This is a genomic window from Rhodohalobacter sp., assembly GCF_041686455.1.
In the GTDB taxonomy this organism is placed as follows: domain Bacteria; phylum Bacteroidota; class Rhodothermia; order Balneolales; family Balneolaceae; genus Rhodohalobacter.
This window is the reverse complement of sequence record NZ_JAWLDW010000012.1, coordinates 1-19,756: the sequence shown is the minus strand read 5'-3', so window position 1 is coordinate 19,756 and position 19,756 is coordinate 1. Positions and strand designations below refer to the sequence as shown.

The window sequence follows — 19,756 nt, the reverse complement described above, 5'->3', positions numbered from 1 at the left end:
TTATTTAGTCATTGTCTTTAGAAAATCTTGAAGCGATTAAGTTAAAGAACTATTCAAACTACTTCTTGACTAATTTCAAACGATTTTTCTTAAATATCATAAACGGTTACACGAGGTGTAGCGGCTTTCTTATCCATCAGTGCCGGCCAATAAGCTAAAACTTCACTCGCTTTTGGGCGTCCGCCTGCAAACCCTGTTACTCCGCTCGGACCTGTCAAAATTAATGGTGCTATTTCCTTACCAAACCGATTCAAGTCTTCACGAGAATCAGCGTGAACCGATACACGCAGCTGCACCTCATTGAGTTCGCTCAAATCCCGTTTCAATTCATCCATATCCTCATTACAAGCATTTAAACCAACAAATTCTATATTTGTGTCTCTGAATTGAATTCCAAGCTTTTCAGCTCGTTTCAATAATATTTCTCCGGCTGCCCTGGCTTTTTTCACTGCATCGGGCCAGCTGTAAACTAGTGTGGACGAAAGTTTGTAACCATCAATATAACTTGCGGAGATTTTGTAGGTTGGTGTGTCTGGTTTGCCTTTTATACCCCAGACCTTCACGCGGTTTTCACCGTCTTGTTCTATTTGTATTGTTGAAAAGTCTGCAATACAATCCGGCGTTATGTAGCTAGCGGGATCGCCAATCTCATAAAGCAATTGCTCTTTAACCGTCATTTCTGAAACCAACCCGCCTGTATTTTCATGCTTGGTCACATAAAATGAGCCGTCAGGATGTGCTTCAATAATCGGAAAGCCGATATCAACAAAATCTTCTACTTTTTCCCAGTCTGTAAAATTACCGCCTGAAACCTGACCACCGCATTCAATAATATGTCCGGCAATGGTTCCGGTCGACATAAGATCATAATCGCCGAAATCCCAGCCAAATTCGAAAGCCATTGGTGCAAGTGTCAACCCTGTATCGGTAACACGTCCCGTAATGACAATATCTGCACCTGTTTCAAGTGCTTCCACAATAGGACGACAGCCAAAATAAACGTTGGCACTCAACAGTTCATCCTTTACAGTAGAAATCGGCTCACCGGTTTCCATATTTTTAAGCTCATGCCCATCTGCAATGATGCTATCCAAATCAGGAAGAATATCGTCTCCATCAACTACAGCAACCTTAAGCCCGGTGTACCCTTTTTCATTCGCCAGTTTTACAATGGCATCTTTACAGGCAACGGGATTCACACCTCCGGCATTTGAAATAACCTTCACTCCTTTATGCTTAATTTCATCCAGCGTTCCTTCTATGACATTTACAAAGTCGCGGGCGTAACCGTGATTTTCATTTTTCATGCGTTGTTTTTGCATGATCGACATTGTTACCTCAGCCAAATAGTCCATTACCAGATAATCAATATCACCACGTTTTACCTGCTCAACCGGTGCATCCGGCAAGTCACCCCAAAACCCCTGCCCTGATGCAATTCTTATAAACTCTTTCACAAATAGCTCCTTTTTTTATTTATAACGTCGAGAATTAAATATCGTGATTTTAAGTGAAGTTCTGAAACCTGATTCCTTCTAATTGACTGCTGTTGATTTAAATGCAAAAGCAGTACTCAATGCGTTTTTAAAAAAGAAAACAGAACAGTTTTCCAAATCACGATGAATTTGGTTTGTATATGATTTCAACCTAAAAGTAATTCAATCACATAAATTAAACCTGTAGTACACCGGTTTTAAAATCGGGGATAACAGGATTGTGATCCACACATTCCAAAGCTTCTGAAATTCTGGCGCGGGTAGATGACGGATGGATAATTTCATCGACCCATAATCTTGCCGCTGCGTACCGAACATCTGTCTGCTTATCATATCTGCTTTTTATTTTCTGCAGAATGTCAGCTTTATCTTTATCCGAGAGCTCTTCCCCTCTTTTTTCCAGAGAAGAGACCTGAATCTGGGTTAGTACTTTTGCAGCCTGGGTCCCTCCCATAACAGCAATCTGGGCTGTTGGCCAGGCGTAAATAAATCTCGGGTCATAAGCCTTACCGCACATTGCATAGTTGCCCGCGCCGTAGCTGTTACCCACGATAATGGTGATTTTTGGAACCGTGGAGTTTGCTACCGCATTCACCATTTTAGCACCATCTTTAATGATACCACCATGCTCACTTCTCTTTCCGATCATAAATCCAGTTACATCCTGGAGAAAAATAATGGGCACATTCTTTTGATTGCAGTTCATAATAAAGCGCGCCCCTTTATCAGCACTATCAGAGTATATAACCCCACCAATTTGCATTTCGCCCTGTTTATTTTTCACTATTTTCCTCTGGTTGGCAACAATTCCAACACTCCATCCGTCGATACGGGCGTAACCGGTAATAAGCGTATTGCCATACCCTTCCTTGTACTCTGTAAAGGAGCCGGAATCAACCACACTTTTAATTACCGTATGCATATCATAAGGTTTGGTTCGGTCGGCCGGGAATTCCTTAAGCATTTTTTCAGGCGTAATTTCAGGTTTCACTGCTTCTTTATGGTTAAAGCCGGCTTTCTCTTTTGGCCCGAGTTTATCAACCAAATCCCTGATGGTCAGCAAGCACTCGGTATCATCCTTCATTTTATAGTCCGTAACGCCGCTGATTTCTGTATGAGTTGTTGCACCACCCAGCGTTTCATTATCTACATCCTCGCCAATTGCGGCTTTAACCAGATAGCTTCCGGCTAAAAATACACTTCCTGTGCCGTCAACTATAAGAGCTTCGTCACTCATAATTGGAAGATAAGCCCCTCCCGCCACACAACTTCCCATTATCGCAGCAATTTGTGGAATTCCTTTAGCACTCATTACAGCGTTATTTCTGAAAATTCTCCCAAAATGTTCTTTGTCAGGAAAAATCTCATCTTGCATTGGTAGATAAACCCCGGCTGAATCGACCAGATAAATTATTGGCAGATGATTCTCCATTGCAATTTCCTGAGCCCGTAAATTTTTCTTTGCCGTCATTGGAAACCAGGCGCCGGCTTTGACGGTAGCATCGTTGGCTACAATCATACAGGTTTTGCCACTCACTTTTCCGGTTCCCATCACAACTCCGGCCGACGGACACCCGCCTTCCTCCTCATACATTTCATAAGCTGCCCATAATCCAAGCTCCGTCAGTTTTTCGCCTTCATCAAGAAGCATATCAATGCGTTCCCTGGCCGTCAGTTTTCCTTTTTTATGTTCCTTTTCAATTCTTTTTTTACCGCCGCCCTGTTTAATGTTTTCTTCTTCCTTTCTCAATGAGTCTAATAATCCGTCGAGCCAGTCTTCTTTCATGTTTTTGGTAGATTTAAATTAATTTTTTCGGATTGATAATACTGATTGTATCGTTCTCGTTCCAAATAAGTCAAGGATTTCGTACGTTCAATTCACAAACTATTACGAGAAAACAATATAATGCATAGAATAACGGGTTTCCTCATCGCAATACTTCTATTCTCAGTAGCAGATATTAATGCTCAGAGACAAAATTCCTATAAATCGCTACTCAGGCAGATCGATCAGCCATCTGCTTTTTCCGATCATGTAGTATTACCTCAAAATGATTCTACTTCAGTAGCTGCGGTTCTTTTTCGTATGGAACATGATTTTTTACCATTTCTAAAAAAGCGATCCAATATGGATGCACCGGCAGACGATTTGGAATATTTTGCCCCGGTTCGAATCGGGCTCGAAGTTTTTGAAGGTGAACCTCGCAAATCCCGCCGCCAATCAACTCCATCGGGTGTCTCGGTTTTCAGAGATATGTGGAGTGATACGGTTTGGGTTTCAACATTTGAAGATACGCGATCTCGTTTCGATCATACTCAGGGCGTACTTTCAGGAAGTTTGTCACCCGGAGAGTATCACTATCAAATTCAGCTTGCTAGAGGAGGTTCTGAACGAGAACTTCCTTCACAGGTTCGTCCGATTACTGTAGCAAACCCTTCCGAACTTGAAAAAGCAGATTTTATGATCACAAATAGTTTGGAAATGAGTGGCAATGCGATAAGCGCCGTTATGCTAAACTATGGACAAAACGTTCTTTATGGACAGGATTACACTGTTTTGATTCGATTGCCGAGTGCAGAGGCAGACGATTTAGAAGAACGATACGAACTGTCAGTTCAAAGATCCCAAGACGGTGAGGCAATCTCATCTGCAGAACCTCATTTCAAAAAAATGATTGGTTCTGAGAGTTTGTTTTTAGCTTCTGAATCTTCAATCAGCAAACAGGGTGAAAAAATCTCTCTTCAATTTCAAACCGGAGAAAATGGATTCCGGTATGCTTTTGTAAATATTCCGAATGTTGAATTTGAGAATGCAGAGTATAAAATTGAACTGAAAGATTTGACACAGGATCAGGTTGTCGGTGAAAAGACCATACAATCTAGATGGATTGACATGCCGGTCTCATTATATAATCTTGACATAGCCATTGAAATGTTGAAATTCATTGTCAGCGATCGCGAACTGCGTAACCTAAGTTCAGGATCTAAAACTGAACAAGAACGTAAATTCAGGGAGTTCTGGGCAGAAAGAGATCCTACTCCGGATACAGAATACAATGAGTTAATGGCTGAGTACTATCAAAGAATAGATTATGCGTATCAAAATTTTTCCAGTCTTCAAGTTCCCGGATATGAATCTGATCGTGGAAGAGCCTACATTCTCTATGGTCCACCAGATAATATAGATCGTCGTTTGCTGCCAAATCAGCCTACTCGTGAGATTTGGGAATACCCTAATCGAGAACTTATTTTTGAAGCCACATCAGGTTTGGGTGATTTTAAATTAGTCTCTGAATCATAAATACATCACCTTTAGAACATAATCGAAGTATCTCAGTTGGTAATATAGAAATGAGTTTGCTCAATTCAGAAAACTCTAAATATACCATAGGATTAATTGGACCGGGCACTTAAAAGTTTTACCATTTTTTTATGAAACCAACGATTGCTATCAGCATGGGAGATTTTAATGGTGTCGGACCTGAAGTGGTCCTAAAACACCTCTCCAATCTAGATCTCTCCTCTTCTACTCCCGTAATTATTGGCTCGGAAACAGTATTTCAATTCTATGAAAAGAGTTTGAATATTTACGTAGATAGGCATCGGATTTCAGGAACATCCGACATAAAGGAAGACTCAGTCAACATGATGTCCATTTCTGATATTGACGAAGCAGATATACAACAATCAAAAATTACCAAAAAGGCCGGGCTTGCATCCATGAAAGCAGTAGAGTACGGGATAAATAGTTGCCTTGCCGGGCAAACAGATGCACTCGTCACTGCTCCAATTTCAAAAGAGGCCATTCATAAAGCCGGCTATAATTACCCGGGCCACACAGAATTTTTAGCTGAAAAAACAGGCACTGAATTGGTTACGATGATTTTAGCCACTGATCAGCTCAGAGTCGGACTGCTTACCGGGCATATTCCAATAAAAGAAGTAGCAGGTTCTATTAATTCAAATGACATTATCTGCAAGATTGAAAGTTTAGAAAAGAGTCTAAGGGAGAATTTTGGGATTAATCACCCAAAGATAGCCGTCATGGGCTTAAACCCTCATGCCGGAGATGGAGGAGTTTTGGGCTCGGAGGAAACGAATTACATTCAACCGGCTGTAAATGAAGTTCAAAACAAAGGAATCGACGCTGAAGGCCCCTTTCCGGCAGATGGTTTTTTTGGCAGCAGAAAACATACTCAATACGATGCAATCTTAGCTATGTATCACGATCAGGGATTGATACCTTTTAAAGCATTGAGTTTTGGCAAAGGAGTTAATTTCACAGCAGGATTACCTATTATTCGCACATCACCCGACCATGGAACAGCGTTCAATATAGCTGGTCAAAATAAAGCGAATCCTGATTCATTCACTTCCGCCTACGATCTTGCCGTTAAAATGGCTTTGATCAAAATAAATAGAAAGAACTGATCGTGACGAATAATAAACAGGTCGAACCAGCATATTCAGTTTTGGCTGAAATCTACGATGATGTAATGATTGGTGTGGATTACGAAACCTGGACAGATTATATAGACGAAATTATCTATCAGTATCACCCTTATGCTGTTACTGTACTTGAGCTTGCATGTGGTACCGGAACCATGGCACTTTCACTGGAAGAACTCGCTGCTTATGATATTACGGCTACAGACGGTTCTGAAGAAATGATTCAGGTAGCAAAACAAAAAGCGAGGAGCGCGAGATCTGATGTTAAATTTCTGACCCGTAATTTCCTTGATCTCAACATGGATCAAACATTCGATGTTGCATTTATGGTCTTCGACAGTCTCAATTATCTACATAGCGAGCAAGATATTCTTAAAATGCATCGCGAAGTTAAAAAGGTATTGAATCCGGGTGGTATATTTATTTATGATTTTACAACTCCCCGAAATTCAAGGATTGCAATTAAACATTTGAATAATGAATCCAAACGGGTAAATAATTTGTACCGCTATCACCGAAAAAGCAGCTACAACGCCAAAAAAAGGGAACACACAAATCGCTTTATCATTGAAAAGCTTAGTAATGAGAGCGGCAATGTTGCTGAAACCTATCATGAGAAACACCTACAGAAAATATATACACTGCCGGAGATAGAAAATATCGTTAAGAAGACAGAATTTTCTATTTTAAATGCGTTTGACGGATTTGCGCTTGAACCCGCTCACGAAAAAAGTTTAAGAATAACGATGGTGTTGCAATGAGTGAAAGTGATGTAATTGAGATGCATGATGTAACGGTAGCTTATAACAGCGAACCGGTTTTAGACAGCGTAAATTTCGAGCTCGGTGTTGGAGAGTTTTGCTACGTTATAGGTAAAACAGGTGCCGGTAAGAGTTCTTTTCTCAAATTACTTTACAGTGATATAAAACCAAATCATGGCACGATCCGGGTAGCTGACTACAGTGTAAGCAGCCTGAATGACAAAGAGATCCCCCATCTACGGCGCCGGATTGGAATTGTATTTCAAGACTTTCAACTGCTGCCCGATCGTAACGTATTTGAAAATGTAGCATTTGCCCTTCAGGTGACAAATCATAAGAAACGATTTATCAAACATCGTGTGCTTGAGGTTCTCGGACTTGTAGGGTTGAGCCACAAACGAAAAGCGATGCCCAAGGATCTTTCAGGCGGTGAACAGCAACGTGTGGTCATTGCCCGGGCACTGGCCAATGAGCCGCGCCTTCTGTTGGCAGATGAGCCTACAGGTAATCTTGATCCGGGTGCAAGCAGCTCGATCATGGAGCTATTACAACAAATCAATAATCGCGGAATGGCCGTACTGATGGTTACCCACGACTACGATATGGTTCGCAAATATCCTCATCGAACCGTCCAGATCAGAGACGGCGGGCTGCATGAAATTCATGTGTTATAGAAGAGATATCCTAAAGGCAAAATTCACATGATCCGGGCGGACCATTTTAAAAAATTCTGTCTATAAAAAAGAAGAGCCCGGGCTATCAACCAGGGCTCTTTTCTACGTTGGCTTATTATTCGGGGTACTCATGTAATACCAGGGTAGATATTACAATGAATACGTACTACTTCAGGATCATAATGTTCCGAAGTTTATAAAATTATTTTTCTACATCGGTTCTACCCTTCCATGCTGAGGCTGAATGACAATTTCTTCAACAAGCGAACGGGGTGAGAGTGTAGCTAAAGTCACCAGTATTTTTGCGACATCTGTCGGGTTAATTAATTTTTCCGGACTCATGGTTGAGTCATCCCAGGAAGGTGAATGAGTTTGCCCCAAATTGATCGCAGATACACCAACATCTGTATTTTTAAGTTCATCACGAAGTGAACGTGTGTAACCGAGCAGGGCATGCTTTGCCGACGAATAAGCACCACTGTCAGCCAAACCTCGAATTGATCCTACTGAACATATATTTATGATCAATGAACGATCAAGCTTTTTCATTTGAGGTAAAAAACGTTTTGTCACATTAACTGCAGTAAACAGGTTAATGTCGATCTGTTTATGAAATTCAATGTTAGACGTCTCTGTTACTTTCTTGTAAAGGAAGCTGCCGGCATTATTAATAATAATTCCCGGTTCTGGAAATCCGTCCGGGATCTGTAACGCGCTGGTTCCATTCTCGTCGGTAGCATCACAAGTAAGTATTTCAACATTTCTTGACCCGGTATCCAGACAGAGTTTTTTAGTTTCTAAAAGATTTGTCTCATTTCGAGCTAACAATATTAACGGGCGATCGAGTGCAGCGGCAAAAGCAATAGATATACTTCTTCCTATTCCCTGACTCGCACCGGTAATGAGTACAGATGATTCTTCGTAAGTCATTTTAAAATAAATATAAGGTAAGTAAGTGTTTGCAGTTCTGTTAAGGTACGTTTATGAACTTATGTGTCTGCAAACTAATTCCCCATTCAGGATTATTTTTTACATAATCCACAATCAGCGGTATCGACTTTGGAGTTTCCCACTCAGGCTGTAATAGTAACTGTGTATTGGAAGGGCATTTTTTTGCATTCTCTTCCGCCCAGTCTAAATCTTTGTTCGTCAAAACCACTACTTTGAGCTCATCTACATATGGAAACACTTCATCCAGTGGTTTCTTAAAACGTTTTGGAGAAAGTGTGATCCAATCAAGCTGTCCTGATAGCGGAGAAGAGCCGCTGGTTTCGATATGAGTTTCAAGACCGGCCTGTTTCAGGCGAACTGTTAACGGTTCAAGGTTGTGTAGCAACGGTTCGCCCCCTGTTATTACGGCAAATTTAGCACCGCTATCCACTGCTCTTTTTACGATCTCCTCAGTTTTTACCCGTGGATGTTTCTCTTCGTCCCAGCTCTCTTTCACATCACACCACCAACAGTTAACATCACATCCGGCTGTTCTTATAAAATAAGCCGGACGACCGGTATGCACGCCTTCTCCCTGAATAGTGTAAAAATCTTCCATCAGAGGATATTCAACCTTATCCAAGGCGTTGGTTTCTTCAATACTAATTTTTGCTGTTTCTTCTTTCTTAAACATCCTTGTCGGTGTATTCAACCCAGCTATTTTCAGTCTCCCAAACGGTGACAACTAACTCAATGTTTTCGGGTATTCTTTTTGTTGTTTCTTTGTGGATATATTCTGCAATTCTCTCTGCAGTTGTTGCGACGGGAATCTCCTCATTTATTACAGAGTGATCCAATCCGCCCTTTTTTGAATCGGAAGCTGCCCATTTGAGTTCCTTGAAATCACATACCATATCAGGTGTACTGAGGTATTTGGATGGATTCAGTTCATGAGATTTTGCAGAGATATGCACTTTATAAGTATGACCGTGCATTCGCCCACATTTTCCGTCATATCCATCTATAAAGTGAGCAGCATCAAATTTAAATTCAGTATTTAAAGTCCAGGTCGGCATTGTTTACCAGTTCAAGCAATTCTAATTATTTCTAAGCTTGAAAAATTAAGCATTTTTTCAGCCAATTCAGAGTAATCCGCCAATCAGCTTAGAATATTTGAATTTAACTCCTCAGATGGATTCCAAAAGTGTTTCTCCATATCAACGGTGTACTCTTCCTTGAACGTCACTCCCTCCTGCTCCAGTCTCTCTCGCATTGTATCACCGGTAAAATAGCTTCTTCCTGTAAGTTGCCCCAGACGATTGAGAACCCGATGAGCCGGTACAGCTGCTTCCGGTGGTTGACCCGCCAGCTGATTGAGTGCATATCCAACCATTCGCGCTCCCGATTTCACACCAATAAATCCTGCAATAGCACCATAGCTGGTCACCCTCCCCACTGGAATTTGCTGTACAACTCTGTAGACTTTTTGGTAAAAATCATTTTTTGGCATTGTTTAATGTAATTGATTATAGAGATATGGAAACCCAAGCTTTGAGAAATGCACTAAGAAAACTACTTCTTTCCCTATTCTAAAAGCGATTCAAGATCTGAAATCTGTTCAGCGGTCAAAGTTCCTTGATTTTTTGCAATACCCAGACAAACACGACCCAATGCCATGTATAAACTTCTATTCTCTTTATCCGCGGAGATTTTATCCAGATGGTCTTGAACAGTGGAGGAATCCCCGCGGGAAATGGGTCCGGTCAATGAATGTACTGCACCCTTTTCCAGAATATTCTTCAAAGTCTGGTGAATCAGCGGTTCCAGTATATTCACTCCTTCCTCTACTCCGTAATTTTTCAAAATAGTATCGGATCTGTTCAGTAGAGCCACAAGGTAATTTGAAGCAAAAACAGCAGAAATATGAACGGCTTTCTTCTGATTTTCATCCAGGGTAAGCGGAGTTGAATTCAAATCTTCCACAATCTCTTTCAGTTGCTGAACAAAAGAGTCATCTCCCTGCAGGCTGATATAGATATTTTTAAGCCGATCGGAGTCATCCCCTTTTTTAAAAGTTTGAATCGGGTGCATTGAAGCTATAGAAGCTCCCTTTTGGGCAAGCAAATCTAAAATTGAGGCGGGTTGGCTTCCCGAGCAGTGAATTACTCGTTTATCGCTCCAATCAATATCTGTATTAGCAAGTTGTTCAGCAACTGACTTAATTACGGAATCCGGAGTTGTGATAATAATAATGTCACCAATTTCCGACTCTTCAGCAGGAAGTGAATAATCAAGCTCCGATGTACGACCGTATTCTGTATCGTAAACTGTACCCGATGTGCTGTTCCATACAGAAAAAATCGAGAAACCCGCCTTTCGAAAATAATCAATCCAAACGGAACCTAGTGCTCCGCTGCCGATTACGGTAATGGCGGGGTTTGTAACCATTATTTTAAAATCGCTTGCCGCTGCATTTCTGCATACCCGGCAAGAAGATTGGCATGATCTGATGATGAATCATCAATGGAACTAAAATTGATTTTCAAGCCCCATTTTTTTGCCACAATCAAACCTGCAACAAATGCACCAATGCCTTCGATATTTGAATCTCCGGTATTCACATAGTTCATCAAACCGGTCATATTTCCTTCATTATGAAAAGAGAGAACTTTTTTGAGTTCATCACGGTTTTCACTCTCCATATCACAGCAGAAAACAATAAGTGCATTCTTTGATGCCAAAATCTCTTCTAAAGCAAATGCTAGCTCTTTAATAATAAATGAGTTTTCATCTGTAATCTGAATACTCAATACAGTAAAGTCTTCGAGCGTACACTGCAGCAGCATCAATTGATCATAAAGGCTCAGCTCCTCGTCAAACGCTTCATCATCGATAAAGAAATCATCATCTTCATCACAGAAGTCATTTCGGAGTTTATCATTCGCCAATACTTCTCCTAGTGATGTTTTAACGGATTCAAAGGATGGCATAGGCAATTTCTTTTCGGCACTGCCGGGATGAGACTCGACAATCACAACTGTGTCGAAGTCGTCCTTATCAATGTGCGAATAAATAGTAAAAACATCATCGATATTGCTCCGATCAATAATACGAGGAGAAAAGAGAATTCGAACGGTTTCCGACTTTTCAGTCTGTTCAGATTTGGCTCTGTCCAAACCTTGGGTTATCTGGTCACGGTTTAGGGAAGTGATGTCCATAGAATTAGTGATTCTTTTGGGAAATGTTATGGTAGTATTTTATAGCAAATGGATATCCAATGGTCTTGATGGATAAAGCTACAAATTTTTGCTCTGTTTCCATCATCAAATTCTGCATTAAAGTGATGCTCATTTTCAATGGAAATGGTTACGTGATTCATCGGTTTTCTCAGCCCGGTACCGATCATCTTTAACGCGGCCTCTTTAAACGTCCAAACGCGAATTAACGCGTTGTCTTCATAAAGTGTACTTTTCTCATCTTTTGATTTCATTCTGGCAGCCAATCTATCATGCACGTCCCGGGATGTTCCTTCCATGTCTACCCCAACATTCATGGATGTTGAAATAGCTGCAACAATGGCGTCCTGAGTGTGAGAAAAACTTACCGATACCTCCTTCCCGTCAATAAAGGCCTGAGGCTTCTCATATTTCTCTGTAAATACATCAATCGTTTTACCATTGAGAAACTGGTCAGCCATTCGTTTCAACAAAATCGTTCCGGTAATACTCTCTGATGTATTACGGTCTCCTCCAATAGTCTCAATAGTCAGCGGTTCATAGGCCACTATGACTTCTTCGGGTATAGATGGGTGCACTATCAATTCTGGCAATATTTTCTCTTTTACGATCATTAAGAGAGAATCTAATTGATTCAATGGATCACTCCCAATGAGAATGTTTTAAAGAATAGGTGTATTGTTCTAATATACGAAAAATGATTCTGCCAATTACAGTTCAGTTTTTGTATCTTTGAAAGCTTAATCTGATGAATAATTCGACATAAAATATAGATAATTAAACAATGAGCAACGCTGAACCTTCAGTAAGTGAACAGCAGGAAATCAGACTGGAAAAGCTTGACAAACTCAGAGAATATAATGTTAATCCTTTTCCTTATGAGTACGATGTAACTCACTATTCTCAGGATATTTTAAATAACGAAGATCACTATCTGACCGACACACCTGATGAACCCGAAGATGCAGAACGCGTTTCTGTTGCGGGACGTGTAATGACCCGTCGGATTATGGGAAAAGCCGCTTTTTTTACACTTCAGGATTCAAAAGGAACCATTCAGGTTTATATTCGCCGGGATGATGTTACAACTGAAGATCTTGGTACGGATAACTACAATAAGATTTTTAAAAAACTGACCGACATCGGGGACTATGTCGGAATTAAAGGATTCGTTTTTAAAACGGGAACCGGCGAAACAACAATTCATGCCGAGTCTTTTGATTTTCTTGGAAAAACGGTTCGCCCCATTCCAACACCCAAAGAGGTCGAAAATGAAGCCGGAGAAACTGTAACTTATGACGCATTCACGGATAAGGAACAACGCTATCGCCAACGATATGTTGATTTGATTGTGAATCCGGAAGTGCGAGATGCGTTTGTAAAGCGTACACAGATGGTTCAAGCTATGCGCAGCTTTATGAATGAGCGTGGCTATCTTGAAGTGGAAACTCCCATACTTCAGCCAATTTACGGAGGTGCATCTGCAAGGCCATTTGTCACACACCACAACGCTCTCGACATCGATCTCTACCTACGCATAGCCAATGAGCTCTACCTGAAACGGTTAATTGTTGGCGGATTTGACGGGGTCTACGAATTTTCTAAAGATTTCAGAAATGAAGGCCTCTCCCGTTTTCACAATCCGGAGTTTACACAGGTCGAGCTTTATGTGGCCTGGAAAGATTACAACTGGATGATGGATTTTATGGAGAAGATGGTTGAACATGTAGCTCAAACCCTTCACGGTTCAACCAAAGTGAAGGTTGGCGAGCACGAGATCGACTTCAAAGCTCCGTGGCCACGAATACCTATGTATGAAGCGATTGAGAAAGAGACAGGTCACGATTTAAGTGATAAGAGTGAAGATGAAATTCTTAAGATTGCCAAAGATCTTCACATTGAACTGGAAGATGGTATGGGCAAAGGCAAGCTAATCGATGAGATTTTTGGTGAACATGTAGAACCGAAGTTAATTCAACCTACATTCATTACCGATTATCCGATTGAGATGAGTCCCCTGGCGAAGAAACACAGAACCAAAGAAGGTCTCGTAGAGCGTTTTGAAGCAATATGCAATGGAAAAGAGATTGCAAACGCTTTTACCGAGTTGAACGACCCGGTAGATCAGCGTGAACGTTTTGAAGAGCAGGCCCGGCTCCGTGCCGGCGGTGATGATGAAGCGATGACCGTAGATGAGGATTTCCTCCGCGCTATTGAGTACGGGATGCCACCAACAGCCGGAATTGGAATTGGAATCGACCGGCTTGCGATGATCATGACCAACTCCGACTCCATCCGCGACGTCCTTTTCTTCCCTCAGATGAGACCGGAATAGTTTATTACGTCCCGTCAGACCGCTGCTAGCGGTCTGACAGATATTTATAATGTATTTGACTCCAGACCTGTCAGGTTTCCAAAACCTGACAGGTCTTTTTTTCTGCCTGCTCATTAATTCTGATCTCCAACTCCTTGCATTACTCCCGGGAAGTCAGCACTTTCATGGACTGAATTTAAAACCATATGTTCAACTTTATGATGCGTACCTTCATACTTCTTCTTTCACTCACCTCAATATTACTCCCATCAAATCAAGTAGCGGCTCAGCCTTCAACACCTCAGTCCCTGGATGGCTTTTCTCAAGACCGGGTTGCTTCCCAGGTTGAACTGGAAAAGACTTTAATTCAATCCCTTAAACCTGAGATGTACAGAGAACATCTCTATCGCCTCACACGAGAACCCAACATTGCCGGAACTGTGGAAAACCGGCGGGTCATTGAATATATGACCGAGTCGATGGAACAAGCCGGGCTACATGTAGATCACTATGATTATGATGTCTGGCTGCCGGAACCGGGTGAAGTTAGCATCGAAATTGTACGTCCAAAAAGAGAACCATTAAACAATAAGGAGTACATTCTCGAAGAGGATCTTTACACTGAAGACGAACGGTTAAATCACGGCTGGAATGCTTATAGTGGCATTGGTGATGTTACAGCAGAAATTGTCTATGCAAATTATGGAACGAAACAGGATTTTGAGTTACTGAATGAACTTGGGGTTTCAGTGGAAGGGAAAATTGTGGTTGCCCGTTATGGCGGAAACTTCCGCGGTTACAAAGCCAAATATGCCGAGGAGTACGGAGCTATTGGTCTCATTATATATTCCGATCCGGCCAACGGCGGCTATGTAAACGGCCCCGCCTACCCTGAAGGTAAGTTTATAAGTGAAAGTACTATCCAGCGCGGATCTGCTTTGACGACTGAGTACTACGGCGATCCACTCACGCCATACGAACCTGCCCTGCCTGTCGACGGTGATATTGAAATCGAACGACTCGCACCGGACAATGTCGGTTTTCATACCATCCCTATTGCTCCTCTCCCGTACGCTTCGGCTCAAAAAATACTGGAGCAGATGGATGGTACTCCTGTCCCAAATCAAAATTGGCAGGGAGGCCTGCCCTTTACCTATCGTCTGACCAGTGACTCCCCGGTCGAGGTGAATATCAAAGTAGATCAGCCTGCAGAACTGAAACCTATCACCAATGTGATAGGTGTTATTGAAGGTTCTGAATATCCGGATGAGTGGATTATCATGGGAAGCCACTTCGATGCCTGGGGATTTGGCGCCATCGACCCAAACAGCGGCACGGCAATGTTGCTTTCTGTGGCAGATGTACTGGGTGAAATGGTACAGAATGGATATCAACCCAAACGAAGTATTATGATCGCACATTGGGACGCCGAAGAGTATCTACTAATCGGATCCTCCGAATGGGTTGAGCATCTGACGGATGAGCTCAATGCTAATTCCATTCTCTATTTAAATGCAGATGCAGCCGTAACCGGTCCATCTTTTAGCGCCTCATCCTCCCCGTCACTGAAAAAACCAATTATTGAAGCCTCAAAAATGGTGCAGCATCCCGACACCACTCTGTCACTTTACCAATCATGGTCAGGAGATTCAGACTCACCCTCAATTGGTAATCTGGGTGGTGGCTCAGATCACGTTGGATTGTATATGCACATTGGGGTTCCTGCGGCAGGAATCAGTATGTCGCAGTGGTCGCCGGTATATCACTCCAACTACGACACGTTCGAATATTACAAATCTCACCTGGATGGATCCTTCTCTTACGGTCCGGCACTCGGAGGAGTTTATGGAACGGTTGCCCTCCGATTTGCCAATGCAGATCTTCTCCCATATGATTTTGAACGATACCACGAGGATCTGATTTCGCATCTGGATGATATACAGGCCAAAGCCGAAAATCATGATCTCTCCATTTCCGCGGGGCCGATGGAAGAGCAATTAAATAGTATGGAAAGCCTTGTTTCTCAGCTGGCTGATAACATGAATAAATTAACCGTTTCCGATTATACAAGGTTGAGTCGGGTTGAGATCAATCAAAAGCTCATTCAGTTAGAAAGGAATTTTATTTTAGAGGAAGGAATGCCCTACAGCTCATGGCTCAGATCACTCTATGCATCACCTGACCCGTACAGTGGATATGCATCCTGGATGCTTCCCGCATTTCAATATGCCATTGAAGAGGAATTTAATGACGACAAAATCTCCCAATGGGTTGATATTCATGCTGAGGCGTTTAAAGCCCTAAATGATAATCTGTCTGAGTTAATTGATATGACTTCAGCAGAATAGATTTCGATCAGCGGTCAAAATAACTTCAAAATTCTTTGGTACTCAATATTTCTTATACTTGAGCAACAAAATTAAAAGTTCATCTGTTACACTCAGGCACCTTAGTTCTTCACAACAAGAAATTTCATGAAATTTACCTGGTATATAGCCGGACGCTACTTTAAGGGCAACAAGCGTGAATCACGGTTTCTCTCCTTTATAAAAATTATGGCCATTGCCGGGGTTGCCGTTGGTTCTGCCGGGCTTCTGATTGCCCTATCGATCGTTCATGGATTTAAATCCACCATAAATGAAAAAATTGTAGGGTTTGCCCCGCATATCACAGTCAACACGTTTATGAACGATCCCATGGACAGGGCTGATACGCTTCAGGTTTTTCTGGATGAGATCCCTGGCATTGAAAAGGCTCAGCCGGTCATTCTTGGGCAGGTTATGATTCAATCATCCAGAGACGTAAGCGGCAGTGGAATTAAAGGAGTTCCCGTAGACGGGGACGTCACACAGCTAAGGGAGTACATCTCTGAGGGTGAATATCAATTAGGCCCCACCGAGTCTGGACTTCCGGGAATAATTTTGGGGTCGGCACTATCCAGAAATATTGGTGCCGGTATTGGCGACAAAGTAACGGTTTATGCCCTCGACGGGATGCCCTCCCCCCTTAACTCGCCGGAGATCAAACAGTTTACTTTAACAGGTATTTACCAGACCGGTATTGCCAGGTTCGATGACAATTTCGCTTTGGTTAACATCGATACTGCCCGCCAGATCTTTGAGTTTAATCCACGTCAGGCCAGTTCGTATGATATTAATGTGGGAAATCTGAAGGATATCACGCCAATCTATCGGACTATTCGGGATGAAACCCGGTTCCCATACATCACCGAAAATGTATATCAGCGCTATCGAAATATTTTTGCCTGGGTAGATCTGCAAGAACAGACCATTCCCCTGGTGATAGGTGTAATGGTCATTGTCGCTGCCTTTAATCTTATTGGCACAGTTTTGATGATGGTGCTGGAAAGGGTTCGCGACATAGGAATTTTAAAAACCATTGGTGCGAAAAGTAAGGCTATACGGAGAATTTTCCTTTTGGAAGGGCTCTTCGTAGCGGCATCCGGCCTGATTATCGGGATGGGTATATCCCTGCTTTTCTATTGGCTACAGATAAATTATCAAATCATTCCACTCTCTGAAGAGAACTACTATATGAGTACGGCTCCGGTTGAACCCCACCTGCTCGATTTCTTGATTGTGAGTGGTATCACGATTCTGCTTTGCGCCCTCGCCTCCTGGCTACCTGCACGTATTGCGGCTAAAACTGATCCGGTAAAAGTGCTATCGATCGGAAAGTAAAACGTTAGGTATTTAAATATTTCACATGACTCATTGATATTTTAACAATATGGCAAAAGTCCTCAAGTCGTTAAATAATTAGTACTCTTGACGCTCTCTTTTAGTTTTTTAAATTGGCTTCTGTGAATAATCAATTCATTTGGCAGGATTTTTCATTAATAATTTTCATCACTTTTATCACTTATGGAAATATTAGGAATCGATGTTGGCGGATCTGGCATTAAAGGAGCCATTGTGGATACAGAAAAGGGTGAGCTCATCACTGAACGATATCGTATTCCCACACCAAAACCGGCCACACCGGATGTGGTTATTGAAACCATTGAGGCGATAATTACTAATTTTGACTGGCATGGCCCCGTGGGTTGTGGTTTTCCGGCAGCAGTAAAAAATGAGATCGTTAAAACAGCTTCAAATATTGATGATTCATGGATCGGGGTGAATGCCTCAGCAAGAATAGAAAAGAAAACGGGCTGCCCTACTCACCTTGTTAATGATGTAGATGCAGCAGGGATTGCTGAGGCAGAATTCGGAGCGGGAAAAGACCGATTCGGAACTATTTTTATGGCCGCCTTTGGTACCGGGATCGGAACAGCTGTTTTTCACAACCAGCAACTGGTGCCAAATACTGAATTGGGACACATCCAACTGAATGGTATGGTGGCTGAGGATTATGCCGCAAACTCCATCCGGAAGAAAGAAGGTCTGAGCTGGGAAACATGGGGCGAACGGGTGAATAAATATCTTCAGCTCATCGAAACACTACTCTGGCCCGATCTGATCATAATTGGAGGTGGTGTAAGCAAAAAATTCAATAAATTCGAGGCTTTTATTAATGTAGAATCAACGGTAGTTCCTGCCGAAAACCGCAACCATGCAGGGATTATTGGAGCCGCACTGGCCGTGCATTCAGACCAAAAAGATAGCTTTTTGTCATGAATCTACTTCTTATACAGTGGTAATATCATAATTACCCAATTCGCTTTTCCCATTGTTTTGTGAATGATTTTGTAAATATCTATACCCACTTGACGCTCTCACCTAAGTTAAGAACAGATTCTATGCATGAATGACAGTTACTATCTAAAAAACATTTGGTAAGACATCACTACTTGGCCAATTCAACAATTTGCAAAACACTAACTTATTGCTAGATTAGCATATACAAGTATAAACTAACTGATTTAAAAAAATGGAATTTCTAGCTTATATAGTCGGCCTTATCTGTGCAATCTATGTCATTGTTGAAGTTTGGTCTAAACAGCCTGGCATGGGCACCGGAGAAAAAGTCTTATGGACAATTGCTGCCCTCTTTTTTAATATTCTAACCGCCATTATTTACTTCTTTGCGAAGAAAAATTAACCGGCCTTCCGTCTTAATAGAAAAATCTTTATCAGTCTTACTTTAAATCAGAGTATTGGTTATTTGGTACTCTTCAGGTGACATTATACACCAACCAACCTTTACTACTTCTCTGTACTAAATCTCCAGAATATTAGTGCTAAGAAAAGAATTGTCAATTTAAGATTTTGATAAATTTGCGCTAATCAGAATTTAGTTGTTTATATAGCTTGATTTATCATTTCCTTACCAGCTCTTTTAATCCGGTATATCTCAGCGTTTCTCTTTGAATGCCCTTCGCAAATAGGTCTAAATCACCATAAAGATTAAAACTGCTGCGAGCTCTTGTGATAGCCGTATAGAGCAGTTCACGTGTTAAAATTGGGGTATCCCTTTTAGGTAGTAACAAATTCACGTCTTCAAACTCAGACCCCTGACTTTTATGAACCGTTAGAAAATAGGCCGGTGCATAGTCGGTCAGGCGATTTGGCTGCAACTTTTTAATCTCAGAACCTGATTCCACATAGACTTTCACCTTACCATCCTCATCCCTAGTACAGACTCCCAGATCCCCATTAAACACTCCCTGTGAATAGCTGTTTCGTGTGATAATTATCGGACGACCGTGATACCAACCATTTTCGGGCTGAACCATACGCTGCAACACCAGGATTTTTTCCACCAAACGATTCAGCTCCCGGCTCCCTTCCGGCCCTCGCCGAAGCACCGTAAGCCATGCCGAGCTTTTCCAAAAAGCCATCACTTCTCTTACATCACTTATCTCCCTGGCTTTTTTCACCTGCCCGGCTAGTGTTTTTGCCAAATCTTCCAAACTGTCCCGACTGAAATCAAA

At 41.9% G+C, this 19,756-nt stretch carries 19 protein-coding genes; 9 read left to right on the top strand and 10 right to left on the bottom strand.

The annotated features are described in order from the left end of the window. Positions 1-89: 89 nt before the first annotated feature. The gene (locus tag ACESM0_RS02970) at positions 90-1,457 is read right to left on the bottom strand and encodes an acyclic terpene utilization AtuA family protein (RefSeq protein ID WP_372903492.1); all 1,368 of its coding nucleotides are present in this window, start codon (positions 1,455-1,457) and stop codon (positions 90-92) included. A 214-nt stretch (positions 1,458-1,671) separates the two neighbouring features. Further along, complete coding sequence (locus tag ACESM0_RS02965) at positions 1,672-3,282, bottom strand: acyl-CoA carboxylase subunit beta (protein ID WP_372903490.1); 1,611 nt, start codon at positions 3,280-3,282, stop codon at positions 1,672-1,674. A 120-nt stretch (positions 3,283-3,402) separates the two neighbouring features. Here ACESM0_RS02965 and ACESM0_RS02960 point away from each other — a divergent pair, with 120 nt between their 5' ends. The 4 genes from ACESM0_RS02960 (at position 3,403) to ftsE (ending at position 7,380) form a co-directional block, all read left to right on the top strand. After that, positions 3,403-4,797: a GWxTD domain-containing protein gene (locus tag ACESM0_RS02960; protein WP_372903488.1), complete on the top strand. Its 1,395-nt coding sequence runs from the start codon at positions 3,403-3,405 to the stop codon at positions 4,795-4,797. Positions 4,798-4,928: 131 nt separating this feature from the next. Beyond that, complete coding sequence (gene pdxA, locus ACESM0_RS02955) at positions 4,929-5,927, top strand: 4-hydroxythreonine-4-phosphate dehydrogenase PdxA (protein WP_372903486.1); 999 nt, start codon at positions 4,929-4,931, stop codon at positions 5,925-5,927. Between the two features lie 2 nt (positions 5,928-5,929). After that, positions 5,930-6,706, top strand: coding sequence for a class I SAM-dependent DNA methyltransferase (locus tag ACESM0_RS02950; RefSeq protein WP_372903484.1), 777 nt, complete (start codon positions 5,930-5,932; stop codon positions 6,704-6,706). Next, positions 6,703-7,380, top strand: coding sequence for a cell division ATP-binding protein FtsE (gene ftsE / locus ACESM0_RS02945; protein ID WP_372903482.1), 678 nt, complete (start codon positions 6,703-6,705; stop codon positions 7,378-7,380). The genes ACESM0_RS02950 and ftsE overlap by 4 nt, the downstream gene beginning before the upstream one ends. Before the next feature lie 210 nt (positions 7,381-7,590). Here the strand turns inward: ftsE and ACESM0_RS02940 are convergent, their stop codons facing one another. The 7 genes from ACESM0_RS02940 to ACESM0_RS02910 all read right to left on the bottom strand — a co-directional run bounded on the left by ACESM0_RS02940 (position 7,591) and on the right by ACESM0_RS02910 (position 12,139). Next, complete coding sequence (locus tag ACESM0_RS02940; protein ID WP_372903480.1) at positions 7,591-8,310, bottom strand: SDR family NAD(P)-dependent oxidoreductase; 720 nt, start codon at positions 8,308-8,310, stop codon at positions 7,591-7,593. A 40-nt stretch (positions 8,311-8,350) separates the two neighbouring features. Next, positions 8,351-9,004 (bottom strand): 7-carboxy-7-deazaguanine synthase QueE, encoded by a 654-nt coding sequence (locus ACESM0_RS02935; protein ID WP_372903478.1) that lies wholly within the window; start codon positions 9,002-9,004, stop codon positions 8,351-8,353. Then, positions 8,997-9,386, bottom strand: a complete 390-nt coding sequence (locus ACESM0_RS02930; protein ID WP_372903476.1) for a 6-pyruvoyl trahydropterin synthase family protein — start codon at positions 9,384-9,386, stop codon at positions 8,997-8,999. Before ACESM0_RS02930 ends, ACESM0_RS02935 begins: the two co-directional genes overlap by 8 nt. Positions 9,387-9,469: 83 nt before the next feature. Further along, complete coding sequence (locus ACESM0_RS02925; RefSeq protein WP_372903474.1) at positions 9,470-9,820, bottom strand: MGMT family protein; 351 nt, start codon at positions 9,818-9,820, stop codon at positions 9,470-9,472. 74 nt (positions 9,821-9,894) lie between these two features. Continuing rightward, positions 9,895-10,758, bottom strand: a complete 864-nt coding sequence (locus ACESM0_RS02920; RefSeq protein WP_372903472.1) for a Rossmann-like and DUF2520 domain-containing protein — start codon at positions 10,756-10,758, stop codon at positions 9,895-9,897. Then, entirely contained in the window at positions 10,758-11,528 is a 771-nt protein-coding gene (gene amrB / locus ACESM0_RS02915; protein WP_372903470.1) for an AmmeMemoRadiSam system protein B, read from the bottom strand. Before amrB ends, ACESM0_RS02920 begins: the two co-directional genes overlap by 1 nt. A 26-nt stretch (positions 11,529-11,554) precedes the next feature. Next, complete coding sequence (locus ACESM0_RS02910) at positions 11,555-12,139, bottom strand: 4'-phosphopantetheinyl transferase family protein (protein ID WP_372903468.1); 585 nt, start codon at positions 12,137-12,139, stop codon at positions 11,555-11,557. A gap of 191 nt (positions 12,140-12,330) precedes the next feature. Here ACESM0_RS02910 and lysS point away from each other — a divergent pair, with 191 nt between their 5' ends. The 5 genes from lysS to ACESM0_RS02885 all read left to right on the top strand — a co-directional run bounded on the left by lysS (position 12,331) and on the right by ACESM0_RS02885 (position 18,924). Further along, positions 12,331-13,881 carry a lysine--tRNA ligase gene (gene lysS, locus ACESM0_RS02905; RefSeq protein ID WP_372903466.1) on the top strand — a complete coding sequence of 517 codons (1,551 nt, stop codon included), beginning with the start codon at positions 12,331-12,333 and terminating at the stop codon, positions 13,879-13,881. Between the two features lie 197 nt (positions 13,882-14,078). Beyond that, a complete protein-coding gene (locus ACESM0_RS02900; RefSeq protein ID WP_372903464.1) occupies positions 14,079-16,208 on the top strand; it encodes a M28 family peptidase in 2,130 nt (709 codons plus the stop codon). 126 nt (positions 16,209-16,334) lie between these two features. Further along, on the top strand, positions 16,335-17,561 hold the full coding sequence (locus ACESM0_RS02895) for an FtsX-like permease family protein (RefSeq protein ID WP_372903462.1): 1,227 nt from the start codon (positions 16,335-16,337) through the stop codon (positions 17,559-17,561). Positions 17,562-17,744: 183 nt separating this feature from the next. Next, a complete protein-coding gene (gene ppgK / locus ACESM0_RS02890) occupies positions 17,745-18,500 on the top strand; it encodes a polyphosphate--glucose phosphotransferase (RefSeq protein WP_372903460.1) in 756 nt (251 codons plus the stop codon). 253 nt (positions 18,501-18,753) lie between these two features. Further along, positions 18,754-18,924: a PLDc N-terminal domain-containing protein gene (locus tag ACESM0_RS02885; protein WP_372903458.1), complete on the top strand. Its 171-nt coding sequence runs from the start codon at positions 18,754-18,756 to the stop codon at positions 18,922-18,924. A gap of 217 nt (positions 18,925-19,141) precedes the next feature. Here ACESM0_RS02885 and ACESM0_RS02880 read toward each other — a convergent pair. Then, positions 19,142-19,756 (bottom strand): ATP-binding domain-containing protein (locus ACESM0_RS02880; protein ID WP_372903456.1); only part of this gene is annotated, 615 nt, incomplete at its 5' end.

Bases quoted from the DNA above. Each gene is read 5' to 3' on its own strand.
- ACESM0_RS02925 (WP_372903474.1), bottom strand. From the start codon at position 9,820: ATGCCAAAAAATGATTTTTACCAAAAAGTCTACAGAGTTGTACAGCAA.
- ACESM0_RS02965 (WP_372903490.1), bottom strand. From the start codon at position 3,282: ATGAAAGAAGACTGGCTCGACGGATTATTAGACTCATTGAGAAAGGAA.
- ACESM0_RS02885 (WP_372903458.1), top strand. From the start codon at position 18,754: ATGGAATTTCTAGCTTATATAGTCGGCCTTATCTGTGCAATCTATGTC.
- ACESM0_RS02900 (WP_372903464.1), top strand. From the start codon at position 14,079: ATGATGCGTACCTTCATACTTCTTCTTTCACTCACCTCAATATTACTC.
- ACESM0_RS02930 (WP_372903476.1), bottom strand. From the start codon at position 9,386: ATGCCGACCTGGACTTTAAATACTGAATTTAAATTTGATGCTGCTCAC.
- ACESM0_RS02920 (WP_372903472.1), bottom strand. From the start codon at position 10,758: ATGGTTACAAACCCCGCCATTACCGTAATCGGCAGCGGAGCACTAGGT.
- ACESM0_RS02935 (WP_372903478.1), bottom strand. From the start codon at position 9,004: ATGTTTAAGAAAGAAGAAACAGCAAAAATTAGTATTGAAGAAACCAAC.
- ACESM0_RS02940 (WP_372903480.1), bottom strand. From the start codon at position 8,310: ATGACTTACGAAGAATCATCTGTACTCATTACCGGTGCGAGTCAGGGA.
- ACESM0_RS02895 (WP_372903462.1), top strand. From the start codon at position 16,335: ATGAAATTTACCTGGTATATAGCCGGACGCTACTTTAAGGGCAACAAG.
- pdxA (WP_372903486.1), top strand. From the start codon at position 4,929: ATGAAACCAACGATTGCTATCAGCATGGGAGATTTTAATGGTGTCGGA.
- lysS (WP_372903466.1), top strand. From the start codon at position 12,331: ATGAGCAACGCTGAACCTTCAGTAAGTGAACAGCAGGAAATCAGACTG.
- ppgK (WP_372903460.1), top strand. From the start codon at position 17,745: ATGGAAATATTAGGAATCGATGTTGGCGGATCTGGCATTAAAGGAGCC.
- amrB (WP_372903470.1), bottom strand. From the start codon at position 11,528: ATGGACATCACTTCCCTAAACCGTGACCAGATAACCCAAGGTTTGGAC.
- ftsE (WP_372903482.1), top strand. From the start codon at position 6,703: ATGAGTGAAAGTGATGTAATTGAGATGCATGATGTAACGGTAGCTTAT.
- ACESM0_RS02960 (WP_372903488.1), top strand. From the start codon at position 3,403: ATGCATAGAATAACGGGTTTCCTCATCGCAATACTTCTATTCTCAGTA.